Raw genomic sequence first — 23,484 nt, forward strand, 5'->3', positions numbered from 1 at the left:
CGGCGGGCGGGCTATCCGTTTCATCTTTTATTTTTCTCCAACTTCCACTGCTTCGTTCTTCTCGTTCGTCCGGACGGTGAATTCCCCGTCTTCCACATCGATCACCACTTGGCCGCCTGTCAGGACAGTGCCTTTCAATAGTTCTTCCGATAAGCGGTCTTCGATATGTTTCTGGATGGCACGGCGCAATGGGCGTGCTCCGTAGTCCGGATCATAGCCTTCCTCGGAGATTTTCTCTTTCGCTGCGTCTGTGACTTGCAGTTCGATTTCCTGCTCTTCAAGACGTTTGACCAACTCGTTAGACATGAGTGAAACAATTTCGCGCAAATGCTCTTTTTCCAATGAGTGGAACACAATCATTTCATCCACACGGTTCAAGAACTCTGGACGGAACACTTTCTTCAGCTCGTCAAGCATTGTCGATTTCATGCTTTCGTAATCGCGGTCCGTACCGTGCAAATTGAAGCCGACATAACGGTTTTTCTTCAACGCTTCAGCACCGACGTTCGATGTCATGATGAGCACCGTATTGCGGAAATCCACTGTACGGCCTTTCGAATCTGTCAATCTGCCGTCTTCCAACACTTGCAGCAAGATGTTGAAGACGTCAGGGTGGGCTTTCTCGATTTCATCCAATAGGACGACTGAGTACGGTTTGCGGCGGACTTTCTCCGTCAACTGGCCGCCCTCATCGTAACCGACATATCCCGGAGGCGAACCGACGAGACGGGAGGTGGAATGCTTCTCCATATATTCGGACATGTCGATCCGGATCATCGCATCTTCGTCTCCGAACATCGATTCAGCGAGCGCCCGGGCAAGTTCCGTTTTCCCGACCCCTGTTGGTCCAAGGAAGATGAAGGAACCGATTGGGCGTTTTGGATCTTTCAAACCGGCACGCGCCCGGCGGATCGCCCGTGAAATGGCAGTTACTGCTTCGCCTTGGCCGATGACGCGCTTATGGAGCAATTCTTCCATGTTCAGCAATTTGGCGCTTTCCGTCGTCGCAATCTTCGAGACAGGAACTCCGGTCCACATCGCTACCACTTCGGCAATATCGTTGACCGTCACCTCGGACTCCGTTTTGCCCTGCTTTTCTTTCCAAGCCGCTTTCGTCTTATCCAGTTCTTCTTTCATCTTCTGTTCTTTGTCACGAAAGGACGCTGCTTTTTCGAATTCCTGGCTTTGGACGGCCGCATTCTTCTCGGAGCGGATCGCTTCCAATTTCGACTCCAGCTCTTTCAGATTGGGAGGAGTCGTATAGGAGCGGAGACGCACTTTCGATCCCGCTTCGTCAATCAAGTCGATCGCCTTATCCGGAAGGAATCGGTCGGAGATATAACGATCGGACATTTTTGCAGCCGCTTCGATCGCTTCATCCGTGATTTTCACACGGTGGTGAGCTTCATAGCGATCGCGCAGGCCGTATATAATCTGGACGGTCTCCTCGACAGTCGGCTCGTCGACTTGGATCGGTTGGAAACGGCGCTCCAGCGCAGCGTCTTTTTCGATATATTTACGGTATTCATCCAATGTCGTAGCACCGATACATTGCAATTCGCCGCGGGCAAGCGACGGCTTCAGGATGTTGGAAGCGTCAATCGCGCCTTCTGCTCCCCCAGCGCCGATCAGCGTATGGAGCTCATCGATGAAGAGGATGATATTGCCGGCTTGGCGGATTTCCTCCATCACTTTTTTCATGCGATCCTCGAACTCGCCGCGGTATTTCGTCCCTGCGACGACAGTACCCATATCCAGCGTCATGACACGCTTGTCGCGAAGGATTTCCGGCACTTCATTGTTAATGATCTGCTGGGCAAGCCCTTCCGCGATCGCCGTCTTCCCGACGCCCGGTTCCCCGATCAGGACCGGATTGTTTTTCGTGCGGCGCGCCAGCACTTCGATAACACGGGTGATTTCTTTGCCGCGGCCGATGACCGGATCGAGTGTGCCTTCACGTGCGATTTCGGTCAAGTCGCGAGCCAAACTGTCCAAGGTAGGCGTAGCCGCAGAATTAGCGGCGCCTTGGCTGCCGCCGGAGCTGTCGTTGCTGCCTAGCAATTGCAGGACTTGTTGACGGGCTTTGTTGAGGCTGACCCCTGCGTTGTTCAATACCCGTGCGGCCACGCCTTCCCCTTCACGTATCAACGCAAGTAGAATATGCTCTGTGCCGATGTACGAATGGCCCAATTTGCGGGATTCATCCACAGATAGTTCAATCACCTTTTTAGCGCGCGGTGTGTAATGGACGATCGGGCCGACGTCCTTGGATCCGGTGCCGACCAATTTTTCCACGCCTTGTTCAATGGTCTCGAAACTGACATCGATCGCTTCCAGCGCTTTCGCAGCAATGCCGCCGCCTTCCCGGATCAATCCGAGCAGGATATGCTCCGTGCCGATCGATTCATGTTTCATACGAATGGCTTCTTCTTGCGCAAGCTGCAATACCTTTTGTGCACGTTGTGTAAATCGGTTGAACATCATATTCATTCCTCTCCTATCTGTATATGGTCCTATTCCATCCATTTCAGCAAAAGCTGAAGGAGTGAAGGTAACACGCGTTCATACTAGCATTTCGGGTTGAATCAAAGACAGCCTGCTTCAGTGTATTCATAGGGATCGGAATGAAAACCGCTATCCGTAAAATTGACTTTGACTATCTTTGACTTGGATTATACCTGCTGTGGAACCGTTACGCAAAACAGCTGCTCAACTATCCCCGTTTCCTTCTGAAGAGGCTTTTGCATTCCGGACATCCAGCCTTTCCCGGAATAATTGGGCCCGGAGGATGTCGCGCTCTTCCTCTGAAAGATCCGTTCCTGCGTATTGCTGCAGGAAGCCCGGCTGCATGAAAATCATGAGTTCGTTCAGAATGGACATGTCGACGTCCTCAATGATGTCGAGATCGATGCCAAGACGGACATCCGACAAGCAGCGCGCCGCTTCGCCCGAGGGCAGGAGCCTTGCATAGAGGAGCGTGCCGAGCGATCGGAACAAGCGGTTCTCCAAGGCGATCCGCGATTTGGAAAGGAGCAGCTCCCGGGATTTCCGTTCATGGGCAATGAGACGATCGGTTATATTACCAAGATCTGTTATGATTTCTTGTTCAGTCTTGCCTAAAGTCATCTGATTCGATACTTGATAAATATTGCCCAGCGCCTCGCTCCCTTCTCCGTAACTCCCGCGCACGATCATGCCGAGCCGTGCAATCGAAGGGATGATCCGGTCGATCTGCTTTGTGATGGTAAGCGCGGGCAAGTGCATCATGACCGAAGCGCGCATGCCCGTTCCCGTATTGGAAGGGCAGCTCGTCAAATAGCCGAACTCCTCGTCAAATGCGTACGGCAGCACCTTCTCCAGCTGATCATCCACTTGGTCTGCTTGATCATAGGCCGCTTCCAGTTGAAGCCCGGGATAAATGCACTGAATCCGGATATGATCCTCTTCATTCACCATGACACTGACAGTTTCGTCCTCCGATAGGATGACAGCCCCGTTCCGTTCGGGAATCGCAAGCTGCGGACTGATCAAATGCTTTTCTACGAGGACTTGCCTTTCCATGGCGGGTAAATCTGCCATCTTCATATAGGTGTACCCTTTTTGGTCCGAATCAAGCAAGGCTGCCGAGATTTCTTTATCAACCTGCATAGCCGCCTCTTCCGTAAATGCGATAGGGAATCGGTATCCCGTCAAGTTCCGGGCGAGCCTGATCCGCGTCGACAGGACAATATCGGAGTGTTCCCCATGGGAAGTCATCCACCCCGTCACGGATTGCTGCATGAATCGTTCAATTGACATCGCTCTCTTCACCTCCCGCCTGTAGCCGCAATTTCAATGCGTTCGCTTCATCACGCAAAATGGCTGCCTCTTCAAAACGCTCCGCTTCGACCGCTTCCCGCATTTTCACCCGGATCTCTTCTATTTTCTTTTTCACCGCGTAGATTTCGTTGAAGGAGACCGGCATTTTACCGACGTGCTTCGTATGTCCGTTATGCAGCTTCCCGAAAATGCGCGGCAGCCTTTCCCGGAATGTTGCATAGCATGTTGCGCAGCCAAACTTCCCGATATCCAAAAATTTCTGGAATGTCAACCCGCAGTTCGGACATTCCGGCCCCCGCATCAACTCGCCTCTCGTCTGCGGTTGGCTTTGGAACGATTCCGGCCCGCCAAACCATTGCGATAGGAATTGCTGGATCGATAACGGTTCCTGATTCGGATCAAACTGGAGGGATTGTGAATGGAATGCGCATTTCTCACATAATTGGCGTTCCATCGACCCACCCATGCTTTCCTGGGTCAAGATGACGGAAGCCGGACGCTCTTTGCAATTTTCACATATCATCATGAAGCACCCACCTCGTTCTAATAATTGACGCTCAGTCCATCTGCTCGTACAGGAGTGTCAGGAGCATCGCCTGTAAAATCCGGGCGCGCATCGTATCGCGCTCGGGTAATGGTTGTTTAATGGTCGCCCGGTCCACTGCGGCAAGAATGATCCTTGCTTCCCGTTCCGATACGACGTCTTCCTCCACGAGTCGGTGGACAACATCTTCGGCCATCGTGAAAGAGGCGCCATCTTGGATTCCTTCCAAAATATGTTCAATCAGTTCTTTATGCGAATTGGTCTGGACGCGTATAATGCGGATATATCCTCCGCCTCCGCGTTTAGACTCGACAATATACCCGCGTTGCGCTGTAAATCGTGTTTTGATGACGTAGTTGATCTGCGAGGGGACGCACTGGAATTTTTCCGCGACTTCGCTGCGTTTGATTTCAATGGAGCTCTTCTCTTCCTCTTCGATTATCGCCTTTAAATACCCTTCAATAATGTCAGAAATGTTTCGCATGTATCCTCACCTCTTTCTTCCACAGGTCAGAATCCGTTGACTTTGACTATCTTTGACTTAATTGTACACGAATAAACCCTTTTATTGCAATCGATATGCAATGCGGATGGAATTGGTTTAGACTACAGCCAGCGGGGTAAAGTGAAAATCTAGAATTTTTTATAACTCTAACACCCGAAACAAAAAGCCCCAGATTCACCAATACCCGCGGAGGAGATCTTTTACACATGAATTGAACACCTATTTCGCCGCTGGAAGAAATGAAGTTCAAGGATAAGCAGAAAAGAACATGTAGAGGGGAAGGACAGCTATACATACTCAGGATGGGATACTTTTCGATGTTCAATACGAACCGATTGTCCGGATAATATAAAAAACAGCTGGCGGAAATCATTCTGCCAGCTGCTTTTCTGTTTATTCAACGTCGATACTCCAGCACAAGGCCAGGAAACGATCTTCATAAAATGGGCCCCTTACTCGATCGACGTATTGATCAATTCCTTCACCGGCAGGAATAACTCGCCAGTTTCCAAATACGTCAGCACCAATCGGTCGCTCTCCTGGACATACACTGCCAGCGGTGCCGCCTCCGTCGAAATGATAAAGTTCCGGCCGTCATCCGCCAAGATGGATACGAGAGTGAAATCGCCGACACGCTCTTTGAACACGCGTTTCACAGTTACCGCCGCTTTGGCCTCTTCCGCATCCGAACTGCCGTCCACCGTGCTGCCGCCCCTCTGCAATGCCGTTTTGTACAGTCTCAGTGCCTCGTTAGGCGAGTTTCCGTACACCGATATTTCGGGATTGGCTGCGGAAACGATGAAGTAGTTCTGCAGGAAGCCGTTGGAGTCCAACACCGGCGTCAGCCAGCTCGCTTCTCCGTAAAAGTTGTACAATACCGGCATTTCCCCCGTCCATTTTTTCTCAATGAATTTCTTCTCGATGATCTGCAGCGTCCCTTGCGAATCCATATAGGACTCTTCCAGATTCCCCGTATAATAAATTGCCTCCCCGGTCCGGCCATCCGTGAGCGCATAGCCGAGCATCGAATCGACCCCCTCTTTCGGGCTTGTGAAGTCCGTGAAATAATACATATGCCCCGTCTCGTCGAACACCGGGCTGACATTCGATTCCGTCCCTTCATCCGAAGGCAGTTTCACGTCCTTCTTCCCGACAACCGAATTCCAGAAGCCATGGATGTACTTTCCGAAGTAGCTGTTCTGCAAGCTGACCGCTTCCGGGGAAACCGCTCCGTCAATGAATTCCGGCACATCCGACAGGGCGTATTTCGTCGTCTCACCTGTCGCCGGGTCCGCCACCACGATCCCTTTCACGTCAAACCCGTTCCGGGCTGTAATAAAATCCCCGTACGTCCGGATATAATGCGGTTTCCCTTCCTCGTCAATCTCCAGTTGGACATCCCCGTAGAAGATCAGGTCCGGGTAATCCATCCGAATATGGCGTTCCACTTGTTTGCGGAAGAAGGAGGATGGGGTATAGGCCATTTCCGATTTGACAAATTTCGGATTATCCGCCGAATCGGTCGCGCTCATCGTGAAATAACCCGGTGTCGTCTTCCCGTTCAGCCATTTGAAAAAGCCCGAAAATTCGACAGGCGCGATATAGACGAAATCGCCGTTCACTTTCTGGATCTGCAAATGCCCGAGCTCATAATAGCTCGTATTCGGCACTTGGCCGAATGCCTTTTTCATTTTATTCCGCGCGAATTTCGGCGGGACGCTTGCGGGAGTCTTCGTCTCATCAAATGCTTGGATCTCCACTTGCTGGTCCATCTCCACCGCCTTGTATTTCTGATTGGCATTGAACAGCGGCGCGCTAAGCATATACGCTCCCAGGATGAGCGTGCCCAGGAACAGGACGCCTTTCAAGAGGCGCTCCTTGCCAGTCGCTGCCAAGGTTCCGAATAGAGCCGCCACTACAAGTACAATCCAAAGGGATGTCCAATTCCTGTCCATGTTGGTGAAGTAATAGAATGCGAAGATAGCGAGCGCTGCAACGATCACCAAGCCAGCCGACGCTTGCCATTTATTGAAATGAAGCCGTGTGTCTTTCTCCTTTGCCGCTGACGTCAAAGGTACAACGATCAACATCGCCAGAATGCCTGCAGCAATCGAAAAAATAAGCAAATTGAGCATATGAAACACTCTTTTCCGTATTAAGATTTGGTTATCTAATATACGATAGAAAGACCGGAACGTTTCATCGGATTGTTGAAACTTTTAAAATGGGCGGGTCGTAAGAAAGAAAAGCGGAAGGGGGAGCTGGCATGGGAAGGAATTTATATGACGAAACGATTGCCACGGGGAAGATGAAGCCGAAGTGGTTCTTTTATTTAATCGTCATCGCGATCTTTTTAGGATCGGGGCTCTACGCGACAGGCTATGCCACCTATTCATTTCTCGTCATGGGCGAATGGTGGATGGTTCTACTATTCGGCAGCTTTTTTGCCTTATTCCTTGGGATCGCCCTCAAGATCTACCGTCTGACGCAAAATAAGAAGCCGACGAAAATCATTGCAGTGGCAGAGGAGGATGCGTACACCATTTACGCCATCAATGAATGGACCGAAGAGGAGAAGGTGACAAAAATCCACTACGGGACCATGGACCGGATACTGATCGGCGTTTGGACGAATCGCGGATTCAAAGGCCGAAAAAGCGATTACGTCGGAGCCCGGCTTATTATACGGCATCCGGATAAGGACGGGGAAATGACCTATACTTCCTCTGTTGTTTTCGACGAGGAGGTGCTGACTGGGTGGAATGAACGGATCCGGGAGTTCGACATCCCCGCGTCCATCACGCCCCTCATCATTTCGGAAGTGCTGCCGGAACAATTCGACGCACTCTTCCAAACAATCGACGCCCGGCCTTTTGACGGCAGCTTCTCAGTCAAAGAATTTTTTGAGAAGCAAAATCAACTTGTCAAGTGGCACCAAGCATGAAAAGGGACTCCCTCGATCAGGAAGTCCCTTCGTTCATTCAAACCGAAACGGGTTCTCTATTCAATGGTTCCAAGTCCACTTCGAAGCCAAGATCCTCAAGCATTTGGCGATCGCGGTCGCTTTCTTGCCCTTCTGTCGTCAAATAATCCCCGATGAAAATCGAATTTGCCGCGTAGAGGCCCAGCGGTTGCAGGCTGCGCAAGTTCACTTCGCGCCCTCCGGAAATCCGGATCTCCTTCGAAGGATTGATGAAGCGGAACAGACTTAAAACTTTCAAGCAATAGCGCGGATTCAATTCATCCGTCCCGCCGAGAGGTGTCCCTTCCACCGCATGAAGGAAGTTGACCGGGATCGAATCTGCATCGAGCGCATGAAGGCTGCGTGCCATCGAAACAACGTCTTCCTTCGTTTCGCGCATTCCGACGATGACACCCGAGCAAGGGGAGATGCCCGCTTCTTTTGCAAGACCGACCGTATTTACCCGATCATCGTATGTATGCGAAGTCGTGATGTTCTCATGATGGTTGGCGGATGTGTTCAGATTGTGGTTGTATCGGTCGACGCCGGCTTCTTTCAGCCGCACCGCCTGCTCCGGTTTCAGGATGCCGAGGCATGCGCAGATAGTCATGTCTTGATGTCTTGACTTGATCTCCTTTACGGAATCAATGACAATTTCCAATTCGCTGTTGACCGGCCCGCGTCCGCTCGCCACGATGCAGTATGTGCCCGCATTGACTGCAGCTGCGCGCTCGGCACCCGCCACGATCTCTTCCTGTTTCATCATGGCGTATTTCTCAACAGGTGCCTTGGACACGATGGACTGCGCACAATAGCCGCAGTTTTCCGGACAGAGACCGGATTTCGTATTGATGATCATGTTCAGCTTCACTTTATTCCCGAAGTGATGTTTGCGAATTTGGTACGCTCCGTGCAGAAGCGGCAATAAATCCTCATCTGGACTGTCTAGGATGGCCAGCGCCTCTTCGTCCGTCAATTGATGGCCCTTCAGCACTTGTTCGGCCAACTTGTTATAATCCCTCATTATCCATGCCTCACTTTCAATATCTTATACATGCGATGACCGAACATCCCGGCCAAAACTGCCAGCAAGATGTCTTTTGGCAGCGGTGGCATCATCCAGATCCAAGCCACTTTATACGTAAACGCATCCGGGGCCGCTGCCCAGAACTTATACGCAAAATACAACCAGTTTGTGCCTAGGACGTAGTTGACCACCATCGCGGCAAGAGCAGCTACGATGTAACCTTGCAATTTTCCATTTTTCTCTACGATTTTCCCTGCTACATACGCTGTTAAGATGAAGGACACGACAAATCCAAATCTCGGACTCAAGATAAACCCGAATCCACCTTGGAATTGCGCGAATACCGGTGCCCCTGCGAGTCCGATACACATATAGACTGTCATCGCGATTGCACCGATCCGGCTTCCGAGTAGAAGCCCGGCGAGAATCGCAAAGAACGTCTGCAAAGTGATCGGCACTCCACCGATGACAAGAAACGGGACAAACGACGTAATATTAGCACCGATCGTCATCAGTGCGGCAAACATCCCACCATACACAAGCGTCAATGCACTGGTGCCACTTTCCGGCTTCACTGTCACCGTCCCCACTTCCCACACCCCCATGTTAGGTTATCTTTATCAGAATAAAATATAACTCATTTTGTGTCAATGTAATTTTAAATATAGTTAACACATAAACTTCTTGGAAGTTGCCTGATTGTAAAGATAGTCCTAAGCCCAAGTTCAAGAATTTCTTGAGAACAAAAGCGCAGGGCGCTTGCTCAGAGGCGACAGGCATAAGACGAAGATGCGGCGTGGCGCTTTTTGCCACAGAGCAGCTTTGGCTTATGACCCCGAGCCTCTAGCGCCCGGAGCTGGACGTAAACAAACCTAATTTTGAAGGTTATCCACATGCCCGAATTTTATAATTTCCTAAGTAATAAAAAAACGGATGGCTTATCGCCATCCGTCAGTTTTTTCCTCCCTCATTTTTCGGGAAAAGGAAAAATGAAATAATCCCGCTCACGATCATCGCTCCAATAGTAATGTATACACGCGATACCGGCGGGACTTCCTGGTGATTTTTACTTAACATCATCCAGCCGAACCCACCGACAACGAACATGATCGGGATGATAAATTTTAAAGCTCTCAATCATTTCACCCTCTGCTTGCTTTGTTCTGATGCTTTCTATAATACCACACTCCTGAAATAGAATTCGCTTTTGGTAAAACAGACCATACTCCTCCTAATCCGATACATTACTCGGGATTTTTAGAAAAGACTTGACGTCACGGCATTTTAACGATACGATATGTTCAACAATTCAAATAAAATAATGATTCTTATCAAGAGAAGCTGAGGGAACTGGCCCGGGGAAGCTTCAGCAACCAGCCGGGCGGCAAGGTGCTACCTCCAGCAGGCCCCAATTGCCTGGAAGATAAGAAGGAGTGAATATACACGTCTAAAGCCTTCTTTCTAAATGAAGGCTTTTTTTACTTTAATTTAAGAAAGGGAGAACAAAATCCATGTCATTGCTAGATAAATTGAAAACCGATGTACTGACTGCCGATGGTGCCATCGGGACGTTGCTTTATTCGTACGGAATCGACTTTTGCTATGAAGAATTGAATGTTGAAAAGCCTGAAATTATTGAAAAGATCCACCAAGATTACATCCAGGCGGGAGCAGACGTCATTCAGACGAACACCTACAGCGCGAACGCTCTGAAACTGGCACGCTATGGCATGGAAGACCGGGTGAAAGAGTTCAATGAGGCAGCCATCCAGATTGCGAAGAAAGCGGCAGCTCCCGGCGGACAGTTTGTGCTTGGTACGATTGGGGGCATTCGCGGCATCCGGAAAAGCGATGCCACCTTGCAAGAAATCCAGTCGATCGTCCAGCAACAGGCCCAACATTTGCTGACGGGAGATCCAGATGGAATTTTGCTCGAAACATATTACGATTTTGAGGAATTATCCGCTGTCGTCCAGTTGATTCGCACTATGACCGACACCCCGATCATCGCCCAAGTATCGATGGATGAACCGGGCGTGTTGCAAAACGGGCTTTCCTTGAACGAAGCACTTCATCGATTGGAGGCGCTCGGTGCGGATGTAGTCGGCGTCAACTGCCGCCTCGGCCCGTTCCATACAAACCAAGCATTTGAAGAAGTCACTTTGCCGGAGAAGGCATTTTTATCCGCCTACCCGAATGCGAGCCTTCTCGACGTAGAAGATGGCCGGATCGTCTATGTATCCGAAGCAGATTATTTCGGCCGGGCCGCCCTGTCCCTTCGCAATGAAGGTGTCCGTCTGATCGGCGGATGCTGCGGTACGACACCGAAGCATATCGAAGCGGCGAAGAAACAACTCGCCGGGCTGGCACCAGTCGTAGCCAAAGAAGTGAAACAGCAAAAACCGGTCGTCATCCGCGAAGCAAAACCGGCTGTCAACGAACCGATCCACGAAAAAGTGAAGCGGGAACGGTCCGTCATCGTCGAACTCGACACGCCGCGGACACTGGAAATTGAAAAATTCGTCGAAGGTGCCAACTTGCTGAACGAAGCAGGTATCGACGCCATCACAATGGCCGATAACTCGCTCGCCTCACCGCGGATCAGCAATGTCGCAATGGGCGCAATCTTGAAACAACAGTACAACATCCGGCCGCTCATCCACATTACATGCCGTGATCGTAACCTGATCGGCTTGCAATCGCATTTGATGGGCCTGGATGCGCTCGATATCCAAGACATTCTGGCCGTTACGGGAGATCCGACGAAAGTGGGCGACTTCCCGGGCGCAACCAATGTCTACGACGTCAACAGTATGGAATTGACACAACTGATCAAGCAGTTGAATGAAGGGATTTCCTTCTCCGGCAAACCGCTGAAGAAGAAAGCGTCCTTCTCGGTCGCAGCCGCCTTCAACCCGAATGTCCGGGTGGTGGAGCGTGCCGTCAAGCGGTTGGAGAAGAAAATTGAAAGCGGCGCGGATTATTTCATCAGCCAGCCGGTTTATTCAAAAGAGAAGATCGAGGAAATCTACGAGGCGACGAAACATCTTGATACACCGATCTTCATCGGCATCATGCCGTTGACAAATATCCGAAACGCGGAATTCCTGCATAATGAGGTGCCGGGCATCAAGCTATCGGACGAAGTATTGGAACGGATGCGCGCTTGCGGAGATGACCGCCAGAAATCGACGGAGGAAGGGATTCAAATCGCCAAGGAACTGGTCGACACAGCGGCCAGGCTATTCAACGGCATCTATATCATCACGCCTTTCCTTCGTTACGATATGTCTTTGGAATTGATTCAACACATTAAAGAACTAGATGCAAAGAAGGAGAGGGAACTTGTCCATGCCAACTCATCCAATTGAACAACAACTTCAGAAAAGAATTCTCATCATAGATGGTGCAATGGGCACAATGCTGCAGGCTGCCGACTTGACGCCGGACGATTTTGGCGGCGAAGAGTATGATGGCTGTAATGAGTTTTTGAATATTACCCGTCCGGATGTGCTGGACCGGATTCACCGCGAATACTTGGACGCGGGCGCGGACATCATCTGCACGAACACATTTGGCGGCACTCCAATCGTCCTCGACGATTACGATTTGGGCGACCGGGCGCATGAAATCAATTTCCAAGCGGCCCAAATCGCGAAAAAATGCGCGGAGGAGTTCTCCACCCCGGAATGGCCGCGGTTTGTCGCGGGTGCGATGGGACCGACGACCAAAACGCTTTCCGTTACTGGCGGTGCAACGTTCGACGGACTGACCGAAGATTTCTACGTGCAAGCGAAAGCGTTGATCGAAGGCGGCTGCGACTTGATTTTGATGGAAACGAGCCAAGATATGCTCAATGTCAAAGCCGGAACACTCGGCATCAAGCGTGCATTCGAAGAGACCGGCAAAGAGATCCCTGTCATGATTTCCGGTACGATCGAGCCGATGGGAACAACGCTTGCCGGCCAAAGCATTGAATCGTTCTATATTTCAATCGAACATATCAAGCCACTATCTGTCGGTTTGAACTGTGCGACAGGTCCTGAATTCATGACCGATCATTTACGGTCCCTATCCGACTTGGCAACGGGCTACGTCAGCTGTTATCCGAACGCCGGCCTGCCGGATGAAGAAGGGCATTACCACGAATCTCCTGAATCCCTCTCCAAAAAGTTGGAAGGATTTGCGGAGAAAGGTTGGTTAAATTTGGTGGGCGGCTGCTGCGGGACGACCCCAGCACATATCCGTGCGATCCGCGAAGTCGTTGATGGAAAAACACCTCGCCAACGTCCTGAAGTATCACATGGTCACGCGGTTTCAGGAATTGAACCCCTACTCTATGATGATTCGATGCGGCCTCTCCTAGTCGGTGAGCGGACAAATGTCATAGGTTCCCGGAAGTTTAAGCAGTTGATTGTCGACGGGAAATTTGAAGAAGCATCCGAGATTGCACGTGCTCAAGTACGGGGCGGAGCGCATGTTATCGATGTTTGTTTGGCGAACCCCGACCGGGATGAGCTGGAAGATATGAAACACTTCATGAAAGAAGTCGTGAAAAAAGTGAAAGTGCCTCTCATGATCGACTCGACGGACGAGAAAGTCATCGAAGAAGCATTGAAATATTCCCAAGGGAAAGTGATTATCAACTCCATCAACTTGGAGGACGGCGAAGAGCGTTTCGACGCGGTGATGCCTCTCGTGAAGAAATATGGGGCTGCCGTCGTTGTCGGTACGATTGACGAGATTGGAATGGCGGTCACCCGCGAGCGGAAGTTGGAAGTGGCCGAGCGCTCCTATGATTTATTGGTCAATAAATGGGGCTTGGCTCCGGAAGACATCATTTTCGACCCACTTGTATTCCCTGTCGGCACAGGAGATGAGCAATATATCGGCTCTGCTGTGGAGACGATTGAAGGTATTCGGATGATCAAGGAAAAAATGCCTCGGGCGTTAACGACCCTCGGTGTGAGTAACGTATCATTCGGACTTCCACCGGTTGGCCGCGAAGTGTTGAATGCCGTGTATTTGTATCACTGTACGCAAGCTGGTCTGGATTACGCGATCGTCAATACGGAGAAATTGGAACGCTACGCTTCGATTCCGGAAGAAGAAGTGAAGATGGCGAACGAGCTGTTATTCTCCACAACGGATGAGACACTTGCTGAATTCACGAATTTTTACCGCGGGAAGAAGAAAGAGAAAACGGAAGATGATATTCCGAAAACTGTGCCGGAACGACTTAGCTATTATGTCGTGGAAGGGACGAAAGAGGGATTGATTCCTGACTTGGAAGCGGCATTGAAAATGTACGATGCCCCACTCGATATCATCAATGGTCCATTGATGGAAGGCATGGCGGAAGTCGGTCGTTTATTCAACGATAATCAGCTGATTGTTGCGGAAGTGCTGCAAAGTGCGGAAGTGATGAAAGCGTCCGTGTCCTTCCTGGAACAGTTCATGGATAAAGAAGCGGATGATACGGGCAAAGGGAAAATCGTCCTGGCGACCGTCAAAGGGGACGTCCATGATATCGGGAAGAACTTGGTCGACATCATTTTAAGCAATAACGGCTATCAAGTCGTCGATCTCGGCATCAAAGTGACCCCTACCACGTTGATTGAAGCCATTCGTAAAGAAAAGCCGGATATCATCGGCCTGTCGGGGCTTCTTGTCAAATCGGCGCAACAAATGGTGTTGACAGCTCAAGACTTTAAAGCAGTTGGAATCGATGTGCCGGTCCTCGTTGGCGGTGCTGCGTTGACCCGCCGATTCACCGAAACGAAAATTGCACCGGAATACGACGGTCCGGTTTTGTACGCGAAAGACGCGATGTACGGGCTTGAACTGGCAAACCGTCTTCAAGATAGTGACGAAAAACAAGTATTGTTGAATGAATTGATTGAACAGCAAGAGCGCCGGGCTGAAAACGATGCGATTAAAGCGGCGAAGCAAGCCAATTCAGGAGCTGTCGCCGTGGCGGTACGTCCGGTGAAAACCGTTCGGGAAGACGTGCCGGTTCGCGTGCCGAACGACTTGCGTCGACGTGTTCTGAAGGATTACTCTGTTTCCCACTTATATCCGTACGTCAACATGCGTACACTGATCGGCCACCATCTCGGCTTGCGTGGCAATGTCGATAAAATGCTGGAAGAGCGGGAACCGCGGGCAGTCGAACTGCATGAAATGGTCACCGGCTTCCTGGAGTCCGGCAATCTGACAGCTTCTGGGATGTATCGATTCTTCCCGGCCCAATCCGACGGCGACGATGTCATCATCTATGACCCGGAAGATGGGAAAACGGAAATCGAACGGTTCACCTTCCCGCGCCAAAGCAAGGAACCATTCCTCTGTCTGGCGGACTATTTGAAACCGGTCAGCAGCGGCATTATGGACTATGTTGGTTTTATGCAAGTGACCGCGGGGCATGGTGTCCGAGATTATGCCAACCGATTGAAAGCGGATGGGAAGTTTTTGGAGAGCCACGCATTCCAAGCAACGGCTTTGGAGCTTGCGGAAGGATTCGCCGAGCGGGTCCACCAAGAGATGCGCGACCAATGGGGCATCTCCGATCCGACCGATTTCACGATGCGCGAACGGTTCGCGGCGAAATACGAAGGACAACGCTTCTCCTTCGGCTACCCGGCCTGTCCGAACTTGGAAGACCAGGCAAAACTATTCGGCTTGCTGAAGCCGGAAGATATCGGCGTCCATTTGACCGAAGAATTCATGATGGAACCGGAAGCCTCCGTCTCGGCGATTGTCTTCTCCCACCCGGATGCACGCTACTTTAATGTGGATTGATTTGAATAGCACCCCATCAAAACGGGAACGTTTTGGTGGGGTTTTTCAATTTGACGAGGATTGTTGGACAACGGCAGTTGGTGGTTGGACAACGGCAGTTGGTGGTTGGACAACGGCGCTCGTTCGTTGGACAACTCCCCGGATTCGTTGGACAACTCCGAGACTTCGTTGGACATCGCTGCCGATTGGTTGGAAACCTACATCGTGGTTGGACAACGGCGCTCGTTCGTTGGATATCTCCCCGGATTCGTTGGATATCTCCGAGACTTCGTTGGACATCTTCACCGATTGGTTGGAAACCTACATCGTGGTTGGACAACGGCGCTCGTTCGTTGGATATCTCCCCGGATTCGTTGGATATCTCCGAGACTTCGTTGGACATCTTCACCGATTGGTTGGAAACCTACATCGTGGTTGGACAACGGCGCTCGTTCGTTGGATATCTCCCCGGATTCGTTGGATATCTCCGAGACTTCGTTGGACATCTTCACCGATTGGTTGGAAACCTACATCGTGGTTGGACAACGGCGCTCGTTCGTTGGATATCTCCCCGGATTCGTTGGATATCTCCGAGACTTCGTTGGACATCTTCACCGATTGGTTGGAAACCTACATCGTGGTTGGACAACTCCGCTCATTTGTTGGACAACTCCCCGGATTCGTTGGACAACTCCAAGACTTCGTTGGACATCGCTGCCGATTGGTTGGAAACCTACATCGTGGTTGGACAACGGCGCCCGATTGTTTCCAACAATAAAGCCCCGTCCGCAGATGAAAAACTGGCGGACAGGGTAATTTCATTAACCATACTTATCTCTTTCTTATCTCCAAGGTCTGCGGCCTCGGCCAAACCCCCGGCCAAATCCTCCACCCATTGTCGGTCCGCATCCCGGGCGCGCTTGAACTGGTGGGCCCATGACCGTTTCATTCGTTTCTGTATAATAATGTCTTGGCACGTCAACGTAATGCTGTACGTTCACGTTGACAAATGGATGGATATAAGGGACCTCCCGTGGAATAAATGAATTGTGGCAACGGTACTGGGTTGGACAGACTACCGGTTGTGCCTGGGTCATCGGCATCACTTGACCTCCGTGGCAATGTCCATGGTGATGTCCGTGGTGCATCATCATTTTCTCACCTCCTACTTCCTATATTACATGCGGAACTGGAGACGGGCACACGGGCGGGCAACCAGTCAATGCGGATTTATTGCAGAAAAGCGGGACATATTCCCCTTTTTCGAGCCGGTATTGCAGAATCGTCAAAAAAAGCTTGATCGGTGCCTTTCCGATCAAGCTTTCCCCTTCACAGTATCATATGCCTCCAATGCCCGTTTCCTTGCATAAGCGTGATCGATCATCGGATACGGATAGTCCTCTCCAAGCCGGATGTCCGCTTCAGCGAGCACCTCATCGGAAGCAGTCCAAGGATGGTGGATGTACGGAGCGGGAAGCTTCCCCAGCTCTGGAAGCCAACGACGGATATAAAATCCATTCGCGTCAAATTTCTCGCTTTGGATAATAGGATTGAATATGCGGAAATACGGGGCAGCGTCAATGCCACTGCCCGTCACCCACTGCCAACCCATGGCGTTGTTCGCCGCATCAAAATCGATCAGCCTATCTCCAAACCAATCCGAACCCGCAGTCCAGGGGATGAGAAGATGCTTCACCAGGAAAGAAGCAGCAACCATCCGAACCCGGTTGTGGATGAACCCCGTTTCCTGCAGTTGCCGCATCCCGGCATCGACAAGCGGATACCCCGTCCTGCCCTGTTTCCACGCTGCAAACTGATCCGCCGTCCCCTCCCAAGGAAAGCTCTCAAATTGGCAGCGCAGAGAAGAGTGCAGCATCCCCGGAAAATGCAGCAGCTGATGGTAGGCAAAATCCCTCCAGATCAGTTGCCGCAGAAATGCATCCGCTGTCTGTCGCAGGGAGCTCTCCGACTCAGCCCGGCACCTGACCTCATGCCAAACTGCCCGAACGCTGATTTCTCCATGTGACACATATGGCGACAGTGACGAAATGGTGTCCTGATGCGGAAAATCCCTTCCAGCTGCATACGCGCCCAACCTTTCGTCAACGAATGTCTCCCATTGCGCAACGGCCCCTGCCTCTCCGGGAATCCAATATTCTCCAAAATCCACCTCTTCCTGTGGCAACAGTCCGAGTCTCTCCACAGTCAGCGATTCCACCACATCCCCGATGCCCTCCAACCGATCCGGCACCCCGACGGCCGGCGGAACCGCCTCATGCATGCAACGTTTCCAAAACGAGGTAAATACTTTATACGGCTCCTGCTTCCCATTCCACAACCGATCCGGGTCGAATAAAAGATGACCATGGAACCGGCGCACTTCCACACCCTTCGCTTGCAGATACTCTGATATGTCCCTGTCCCGCAGCCGGACATCCGGTTCATACCGCTCATTCCAAAAGACGGCAGCCGCCCCCGTTTCGAAGACGAGGCTTCCAAGTACTTCGGATGGATTCCCCGAACGGATGACAAGCGGTGAACCTTTCGACACGAGACTTTCCCGCAATCGTAACAAAGAATGATACAACCACCAGCGTCATGCCTTCCCCTGCTCGTCGGGAGGAGCGATGTAGACCGGAATGACTGCTCCCGAACGGGATGCCTCCCACAAGGCGGGATGATCGTGGAGCCGCAGATCGTTCCTGAACCAGACTATCGTTTTTTTCTTCATCGCGGATTCACCGCCCTTCCTCCTGCAAGGTTAGGACACCAACCGTCATGTTATACACTTTGTCGCAATATCCGATCAACCGGATATCATGGGTCACAACAATCGTTGTCGTATTTTTAGTTTTCGTTTCGCTTTCCAGCAGCTCCATCACTTCATACGCCCGATCCGAGTCGAGCTAGGCTGTCGGTTCAACCGCTAAAATGATCGAAGGATTGCTGTACAGAGCTTTGGCGATGGCAACCCGCCGCCTTTCCCCTCCCGACAGGTCGGATGGATACTTGGACCGTAGCTCGCCGATTCCAAGGTCCTCATACAGTTGCTCCAGATCTTTCTTCGACATATTTCCTTTCTTCACATTGTCCAAGAGTCTTAATTGACCGGCCACGTTGAGGAAAGGAACGAGATTGGATGCCTGGAGGACGAAGCCGATTTCCTTCAAGCGGATAGGGGACCTTTGCTTTTCATTCAGAGCGGATCGGTTTTGTTCGTTGATGATGACATCTCCCTCCGTCGGAGACAGCAATCCGCCGATGATTGTCAGGAAGGTACTCTTGCCTGATCTGGACGGACCGATGATGGCGATCAATTCACCGCGCACCGCTTGGAAATCGGTCTTTTTCAGCGCCTCCACCTGTGTTCGCCCCGAGCCGAATGTCGGAGCACCCGGACATCGAATTTCACTTGGGAGGGGCCGGAGCAATCGAGCATTTGAGAGGCAGGAATTTGAAGGCGATTACGGTAACCTCCTCTTATGAGGGAGTTTAGGGCAATCCGAATAATGCAAACTAAAAACCCCCACATGAGGTGGGGGTTTATTATTGGTAGGCAGCTGGAAGCTGATCTTCGTCAAATCCTTCGAGGTCGGATAATCTGGCGGCTAAATAGCGCTCGGTCCTCTGCGGGTCGGTGGCTCCGTAATCAGGCGCTCCTTCGCCGACCATGCGCAAAGAAGCATGGACGTCTTTGTCTCTCCGACGCTCCATTTCGTTGGAATCTACAAATTTCTTCATACATAGATCACTCCTCAACCGTTATTCCGTGACAGAATTACATCGACAGTCGTCTTTGGCACAGCAATCTATTCTCATATTCTATCATACAGAATTTACTGAATCTTGTAAAGACATATGCCAATGCGTTTCATCAGGGGATTAGAGGTTATACTTAAAGATAGACAAGATGTGCTAGGAGGTGTAGAGATGAAAAGGATTATCCTGTTCGACGGGGACTGCAACTTCTGCGATGCGAGTGTGCAATTCATACTGAAGCGCGATCCGGCAGAACATTTCCTGTTCGCTTCCCTGCAAAGCGACACCGGACAAAAATACAGGGAGCAGTATCAGATACCGGATGATGTGGACAGCATTGTATTGATTGAGAAGGAGAAGGCGTACACAAAATCTGCGGCGGCACTCCATATCGCAAAGAAACTGGACGGCATGTGGCATATACTGTTCTTGTTGATCCTCGTCCCGCGTCCAATCCGGGATGCCGTCTATGACTACGTCGCCAAGAACCGCTACAGATGGTTCGGGAAAAAAGAGGCCTGCATGCTTCCGACTCCCGAAGAGCGGAAACGGTTTATATGAATTGAATTGGAAAAAAGCTGCCCGGAAGCAGCTTTTTTTATGCCTGCAATTGCTCGTTCTCTTCTGCCGTAAAAGCGCGCGACCTTGTCAGGAACCGTTTCCCTTCCACGCCCTCGAGCGAGAACATGCCGCCCCGCCCCTCCACGACATCGATGATGAGCTGGGTATGCTTCCAATAGTCGAACTGGTTTTTGTGCATATAGAACGGGACTCCGCCGATAGACCCAAGCAGCACGTCCTGATCGCCGATGATCAGGTCGCCCTCCGGATAACACATTGGCGAAGAGCCGTCACAGCAACCACCTGACTGATGGAATAGAAGCGGACCGTGTTTCCGCTTCAGGAAATCGATCAGTTCCAAAGCTGCGTCCGTTGCGATGACGCGATCTGGCAAAGCTTCCACATCCCTTCGATTGGTCCGATCAGAAGAACCCTTGCTTATTCGGGCTGTAGCTCACGAGCATATTTTTCGTCTGCTGATAGTGCGATAGCATTTGCAGATGATTTTCACGTCCGATCCCGGATGCTTTATAGCCTCCAAATGCTGCATGGGCAGGGTAGGCATGGTAGCAGTTCGTCCAGACGCGACCCGCCTCGATTTTTCGGCCGAACCGGTACGCAGTATTGATATCGCGTGTCCAGACGCCCGAACCAAGACCGTACAATGTATCATTTGCGATTTCCAAGGCTTCTTCTTTCGTCTTGAATGTCGTCACCGACACAACAGGACCGAAGATTTCCTCTTGGAAAATCCGCATTTTATTATTCCCTTTGAAGACCGTAGGCTGAACGTAGTAGCCGCCTTCCAACTCCCCTTCCAGCCGGTTCTGCTCCCCGCCAATCAGGCATTCCGCGCCCTCTTGCTTGCCGATATCGAGATAGGACAAGATTTTTTCCAGTTGCTCCGTTGATGCCTGGGCACCCATCATGACTGATGGATCTAGCGGATTTCCAATTTTGATCGCTTTGACACGTTCCAGAGCACGCTCCATGAATTCATCATAAATCGACTCCTGAATCAAGGCGCGCGAAGGGCATGTGCACACTTCCCCTTGGTTCAGCGCGAACATGACGAAGCCTTCAATCGCTTTATCCAGGAATTCATCATCTTCCGCCATCACGTCCTCAAAGAAGATGTTCGGCGATTTCCCGCCTAGTTCCAGCGTGACCGGGATGATATTTTGAGAAGCATATTGCATGATGAGTCGACCTGTCGTCGTCTCTCCTGTAAACGCAATCTTGCCGATCCGCGGATTGGAGGCAAGCGGTTTTCCGGCTTCCAAACCGAAACCGTTTACGACATTGACTACGCCTGCCGGCAATAAATCCTCGATGAGTTCAATTAATACCATAATCGAAGAAGGAGTCTGCTCGGCCGGCTTCAATACGACACAGTTCCCTGCAGCAAGGGCGGGGGCCAATTTCCAAACCGCCATGAGAAGTGGAAAATTCCAAGGGATGATCTGGCCGACGACTCCGATCGGCTCATGGAAATGGTACGCAACCGTATCGTCATCAATCTGGCTTACGCCGCCCTCTTGCGAACGGATAGCCGACGCGAAATACCGGAAGTGATCGATGGCGAGCGGCAAATCGGCGTTCAATGTTTCACGGACCGCCTTGCCGTTTTCCCAAGTTTCTGCAACAGCTAACATTTCCAAGTTCTCTTCCATGCGATCGGCGATTTTCAGAAGAATGTTCGCACGTTCCGTCACCGATGTCTTCGCCCATGAATCCTTCGCCGCGTGGGCTGCATCCAAGGCAAGCTCGATATCTTCCTTCGTCGACCGGGCAACTTGGGTAAATATTTTTCCTGTCACCGGTGTGACATTATCAAAGTACTCCCCGTTTACAGGGGCTGTCCATTTACCGCCAATAAAATTGTCGTACCGTTCCTTGAAGTTCACCTTTGCTCCATCCGTGTTCGGAAACGCATAAACTTGACTTTCTGTGGCTTGTACCAAATTCCATTCCTCCCTTGATTATTTTTCGTTTGGTAACCGGCGGCTCAATTTGCACGCAAGATTACCATATGCTGCAAGCTTCCCTGATATGTCCTCTTTATCATTACATATTGGAGCTTGTCCTATCATTCTGTCAGACTAACTCAAATTTTTCAACTATTTAGTTTATGTAAAATTTGAAACGGCGGGTTGTCAAGGTTTATTCAATCTCCCGTAATAATTTGTTCATAATTCATCCGTAAGATTGAGGCAGATGAATTACAAAGGAGACGGATACAATGGAACATTCAAAAGGCAAACAATTCTTATCTACTCTGGCGTCAGGGGTACTGGGTTCGATGTTGACATTGGGCGTTGTTGCGAACACCGACTTGCTCACCGCCGAGACGCAAGAGGTTTCGGAAAGTGAAACGGCGACGGCCAATTATGAAGTGCACCCTACTTCCGTAAAAAGTGCCGCTTCCCTATCGGATATGGTAGAACAAGCTTCCGGAGCGATTGTCGGCATCGTCAATTATCAAAATACGGGGAATCGGTTTGCACAGGCCAGCCAAAGTATCGAGGCCGGTTCCGGCTCAGGCGTGATTTATAAAATTGATGGAGATCATGCGCTAATCGTCACAAACAACCATGTAATCGAAGGGGCAGCCAAAGTGGAAGTTGTCTTGGACAACGGCGAGAAAACAGATGCCGAAGTCATCGGGAAAGATGCCTTGAGCGATCTGGCTGTCTTGAAAATTGATGCCAAATATGCGGAAACCGTACTGGAATTCGGCGATTCAGGCACCCTCCGTGCTGGCGATCAAGTCATTGCGATCGGGAATCCGCTCGGGCTTGATTTCTCCGGAACGGTCACCCAAGGGATTGTCAGCGCGGTCAACCGGTCGATAGACGTCAAAACTTCGGCGGGCCATTGGGAAATGAACGTTATCCAAACAGACGCAGCCATCAATCCCGGTAACAGCGGCGGGGCTCTGCTGAATACGGACGGAAAAGTGGTGGGCATCAACAGCTTGAAAATTGCCGAGAACGGCGTGGAAGGCCTCGGCTTCGCCATTCCGAGCAATGATGTCATCCCGCTTCTCGAGGAGATGGTCGAACACGGCCAAGTGGAACGGGCCTATATCGGCGTCGGTCTTGCCGATCTCGCCGAAGTACCGGCCATGTACGTCCAGGACCTCCCAGAATCCGTTACAGGCGGGGTCTTGGTTACGAGCGTCGATCCTTCTTCAGCAGCAGGAAAAGCCGGCTTGCAACAACAAGATGTCATCACGGCGATCAACGGAAAAGACATCGAAAATTCCGTAGAACTCCGTAAATTTCTCTATTCCGAGTTATCGGTCGGCGACAAAGCGAAGTTCACAATCTATCGTGGCAATGAAAAACAGACCATCGAACTGACCTTGACGAGCACGTCATCCAGGGAGGGGTGAAAACAGGTTTTCGTTTGACATTCCGCCCGGTTGGTTGTACAACTCCACGGGATGGTTGGACAACAACCGGGGCATGGTGGCCACCCGACCGTTCGTTGGAAACCCTGACCCGTTCGTTGAACATCTCCCC

19 protein-coding genes, 2 pseudogenes and 1 riboswitch are annotated in these 23,484 nt (G+C 51.0%); of the genes and pseudogenes, 5 read left to right on the plus strand and 16 right to left on the minus strand.

All coding sequences use genetic code 11. The annotated features are described in order from the left end of the window. Positions 1-27: 27 nt before the first annotated feature. The 5 genes from OXB_RS03900 to OXB_RS03920 form a co-directional block, all read right to left on the minus strand. Positions 28-2,484: an ATP-dependent Clp protease ATP-binding subunit gene (locus tag OXB_RS03900; RefSeq protein WP_041072062.1), complete on the minus strand. Its 2,457-nt coding sequence runs from the start codon at positions 2,482-2,484 to the stop codon at positions 28-30. A gap of 225 nt (positions 2,485-2,709) precedes the next feature. Next, positions 2,710-3,798 carry a protein arginine kinase gene (locus OXB_RS03905; RefSeq protein WP_041072064.1) on the minus strand — a complete coding sequence of 363 codons (1,089 nt, stop codon included), beginning with the start codon at positions 3,796-3,798 and terminating at the stop codon, positions 2,710-2,712. Next, a complete protein-coding gene (locus tag OXB_RS03910; RefSeq protein WP_331711238.1) occupies positions 3,788-4,345 on the minus strand; it encodes a UvrB/UvrC motif-containing protein in 558 nt (185 codons plus the stop codon). Before OXB_RS03910 ends, OXB_RS03905 begins: the two co-directional genes overlap by 11 nt. A gap of 31 nt (positions 4,346-4,376) precedes the next feature. Then, positions 4,377-4,847: a CtsR family transcriptional regulator gene (locus tag OXB_RS03915; RefSeq protein WP_041072066.1), complete on the minus strand. Its 471-nt coding sequence runs from the start codon at positions 4,845-4,847 to the stop codon at positions 4,377-4,379. A 473-nt stretch (positions 4,848-5,320) separates the two neighbouring features. Continuing rightward, positions 5,321-7,003, minus strand: coding sequence for a sulfite exporter TauE/SafE family protein (locus tag OXB_RS03920; protein ID WP_041072068.1), 1,683 nt, complete (start codon positions 7,001-7,003; stop codon positions 5,321-5,323). Positions 7,004-7,134: 131 nt separating this feature from the next. Between OXB_RS03920 and OXB_RS03925 the strand changes: the two genes are divergently transcribed. Then, positions 7,135-7,812, plus strand: a complete 678-nt coding sequence (locus tag OXB_RS03925; protein WP_041072070.1) for a hypothetical protein — start codon at positions 7,135-7,137, stop codon at positions 7,810-7,812. A 37-nt stretch (positions 7,813-7,849) separates the two neighbouring features. Here OXB_RS03925 and bioB read toward each other — a convergent pair whose 3' ends face one another. The 3 genes from bioB to OXB_RS03940 form a co-directional block, all read right to left on the minus strand. Further along, complete coding sequence (gene bioB / locus OXB_RS03930) at positions 7,850-8,854, minus strand: biotin synthase BioB (protein WP_041072072.1); 1,005 nt, start codon at positions 8,852-8,854, stop codon at positions 7,850-7,852. After that, on the minus strand, positions 8,854-9,447 hold the full coding sequence (locus tag OXB_RS03935; RefSeq protein WP_269447827.1) for a biotin transporter BioY: 594 nt from the start codon (positions 9,445-9,447) through the stop codon (positions 8,854-8,856). The genes bioB and OXB_RS03935 overlap by 1 nt, the downstream gene beginning before the upstream one ends. Positions 9,448-9,808: 361 nt before the next feature. Next, a complete protein-coding gene (locus OXB_RS03940; protein ID WP_041072074.1) occupies positions 9,809-9,994 on the minus strand; it encodes a hypothetical protein in 186 nt (61 codons plus the stop codon). 188 nt (positions 9,995-10,182) lie between these two features. Beyond that, positions 10,183-10,287, plus strand: a riboswitch (SAM riboswitch). An 81-nt stretch (positions 10,288-10,368) separates the two neighbouring features. Here OXB_RS03940 and OXB_RS03945 point away from each other — a divergent pair. Together OXB_RS03945 and metH are read left to right on the plus strand one after the other, a co-directional pair. Further along, on the plus strand, positions 10,369-12,228 hold the full coding sequence (locus tag OXB_RS03945) for a bifunctional homocysteine S-methyltransferase/methylenetetrahydrofolate reductase (protein ID WP_041072075.1): 1,860 nt from the start codon (positions 10,369-10,371) through the stop codon (positions 12,226-12,228). After that, positions 12,209-15,658, plus strand: a complete 3,450-nt coding sequence (gene metH / locus OXB_RS03950) for a methionine synthase (RefSeq protein ID WP_041072077.1) — start codon at positions 12,209-12,211, stop codon at positions 15,656-15,658. Before OXB_RS03945 ends, metH begins: the two co-directional genes overlap by 20 nt. Before the next feature lie 45 nt (positions 15,659-15,703). Here metH and OXB_RS18805 read toward each other — a convergent pair whose 3' ends face one another. The 6 genes and pseudogenes from OXB_RS18805 to OXB_RS03970 form a co-directional block, all read right to left on the minus strand. After that, positions 15,704-15,937: a hypothetical protein gene (locus OXB_RS18805; protein WP_158333634.1), complete on the minus strand. Its 234-nt coding sequence runs from the start codon at positions 15,935-15,937 to the stop codon at positions 15,704-15,706. Positions 15,938-16,479: 542 nt separating this feature from the next. After that, positions 16,480-16,791, minus strand: a complete 312-nt coding sequence (locus OXB_RS18350; RefSeq protein ID WP_084212381.1) for a hypothetical protein — start codon at positions 16,789-16,791, stop codon at positions 16,480-16,482. Between the two features lie 161 nt (positions 16,792-16,952). Beyond that, positions 16,953-17,918 (minus strand): cryptochrome/photolyase family protein, encoded by a 966-nt coding sequence (locus OXB_RS19290; RefSeq protein WP_269447838.1) that lies wholly within the window; start codon positions 17,916-17,918, stop codon positions 16,953-16,955. Further along, a pseudogene (locus OXB_RS19175) lies at positions 17,916-18,368 on the minus strand (deoxyribodipyrimidine photo-lyase); the annotation flags it as partial. The pseudogene OXB_RS19175 and the gene OXB_RS19290, both read right to left, overlap by 3 nt. A gap of 7 nt (positions 18,369-18,375) precedes the next feature. Next, a pseudogene (locus OXB_RS03965) lies at positions 18,376-19,044 on the minus strand (ABC transporter ATP-binding protein). Between the two features lie 139 nt (positions 19,045-19,183). After that, a complete protein-coding gene (locus OXB_RS03970) occupies positions 19,184-19,378 on the minus strand; it encodes a hypothetical protein (RefSeq protein ID WP_041072081.1) in 195 nt (64 codons plus the stop codon). Positions 19,379-19,567: 189 nt separating this feature from the next. Here OXB_RS03970 and OXB_RS03975 point away from each other — a divergent pair, with 189 nt between their 5' ends. Next, a complete protein-coding gene (locus OXB_RS03975; protein ID WP_041072083.1) occupies positions 19,568-19,957 on the plus strand; it encodes a thiol-disulfide oxidoreductase DCC family protein in 390 nt (129 codons plus the stop codon). A 37-nt stretch (positions 19,958-19,994) separates the two neighbouring features. Here OXB_RS03975 and OXB_RS03980 read toward each other — a convergent pair whose 3' ends face one another. Both OXB_RS03980 and adh read right to left on the minus strand, forming a co-directional pair. After that, a complete protein-coding gene (locus OXB_RS03980; protein ID WP_041072085.1) occupies positions 19,995-20,351 on the minus strand; it encodes a DUF779 domain-containing protein in 357 nt (118 codons plus the stop codon). A 28-nt stretch (positions 20,352-20,379) separates the two neighbouring features. Then, positions 20,380-21,921: an aldehyde dehydrogenase gene (gene adh, locus OXB_RS03985; RefSeq protein WP_041072087.1), complete on the minus strand. Its 1,542-nt coding sequence runs from the start codon at positions 21,919-21,921 to the stop codon at positions 20,380-20,382. Positions 21,922-22,199: 278 nt separating this feature from the next. On the opposite strand from adh, the gene OXB_RS03990 reads away from it, so the two are divergent. Continuing rightward, positions 22,200-23,354 carry a S1C family serine protease gene (locus OXB_RS03990; protein ID WP_052483857.1) on the plus strand — a complete coding sequence of 385 codons (1,155 nt, stop codon included), beginning with the start codon at positions 22,200-22,202 and terminating at the stop codon, positions 23,352-23,354. The last annotated feature ends 130 nt before the right edge of the window (positions 23,355-23,484 follow it).

The sequence above is a fragment of the Bacillus sp. OxB-1 genome (genome assembly GCF_000829195.1).
Classification (GTDB): Bacteria; Bacillota; Bacilli; order Bacillales_A; family Planococcaceae; genus Sporosarcina.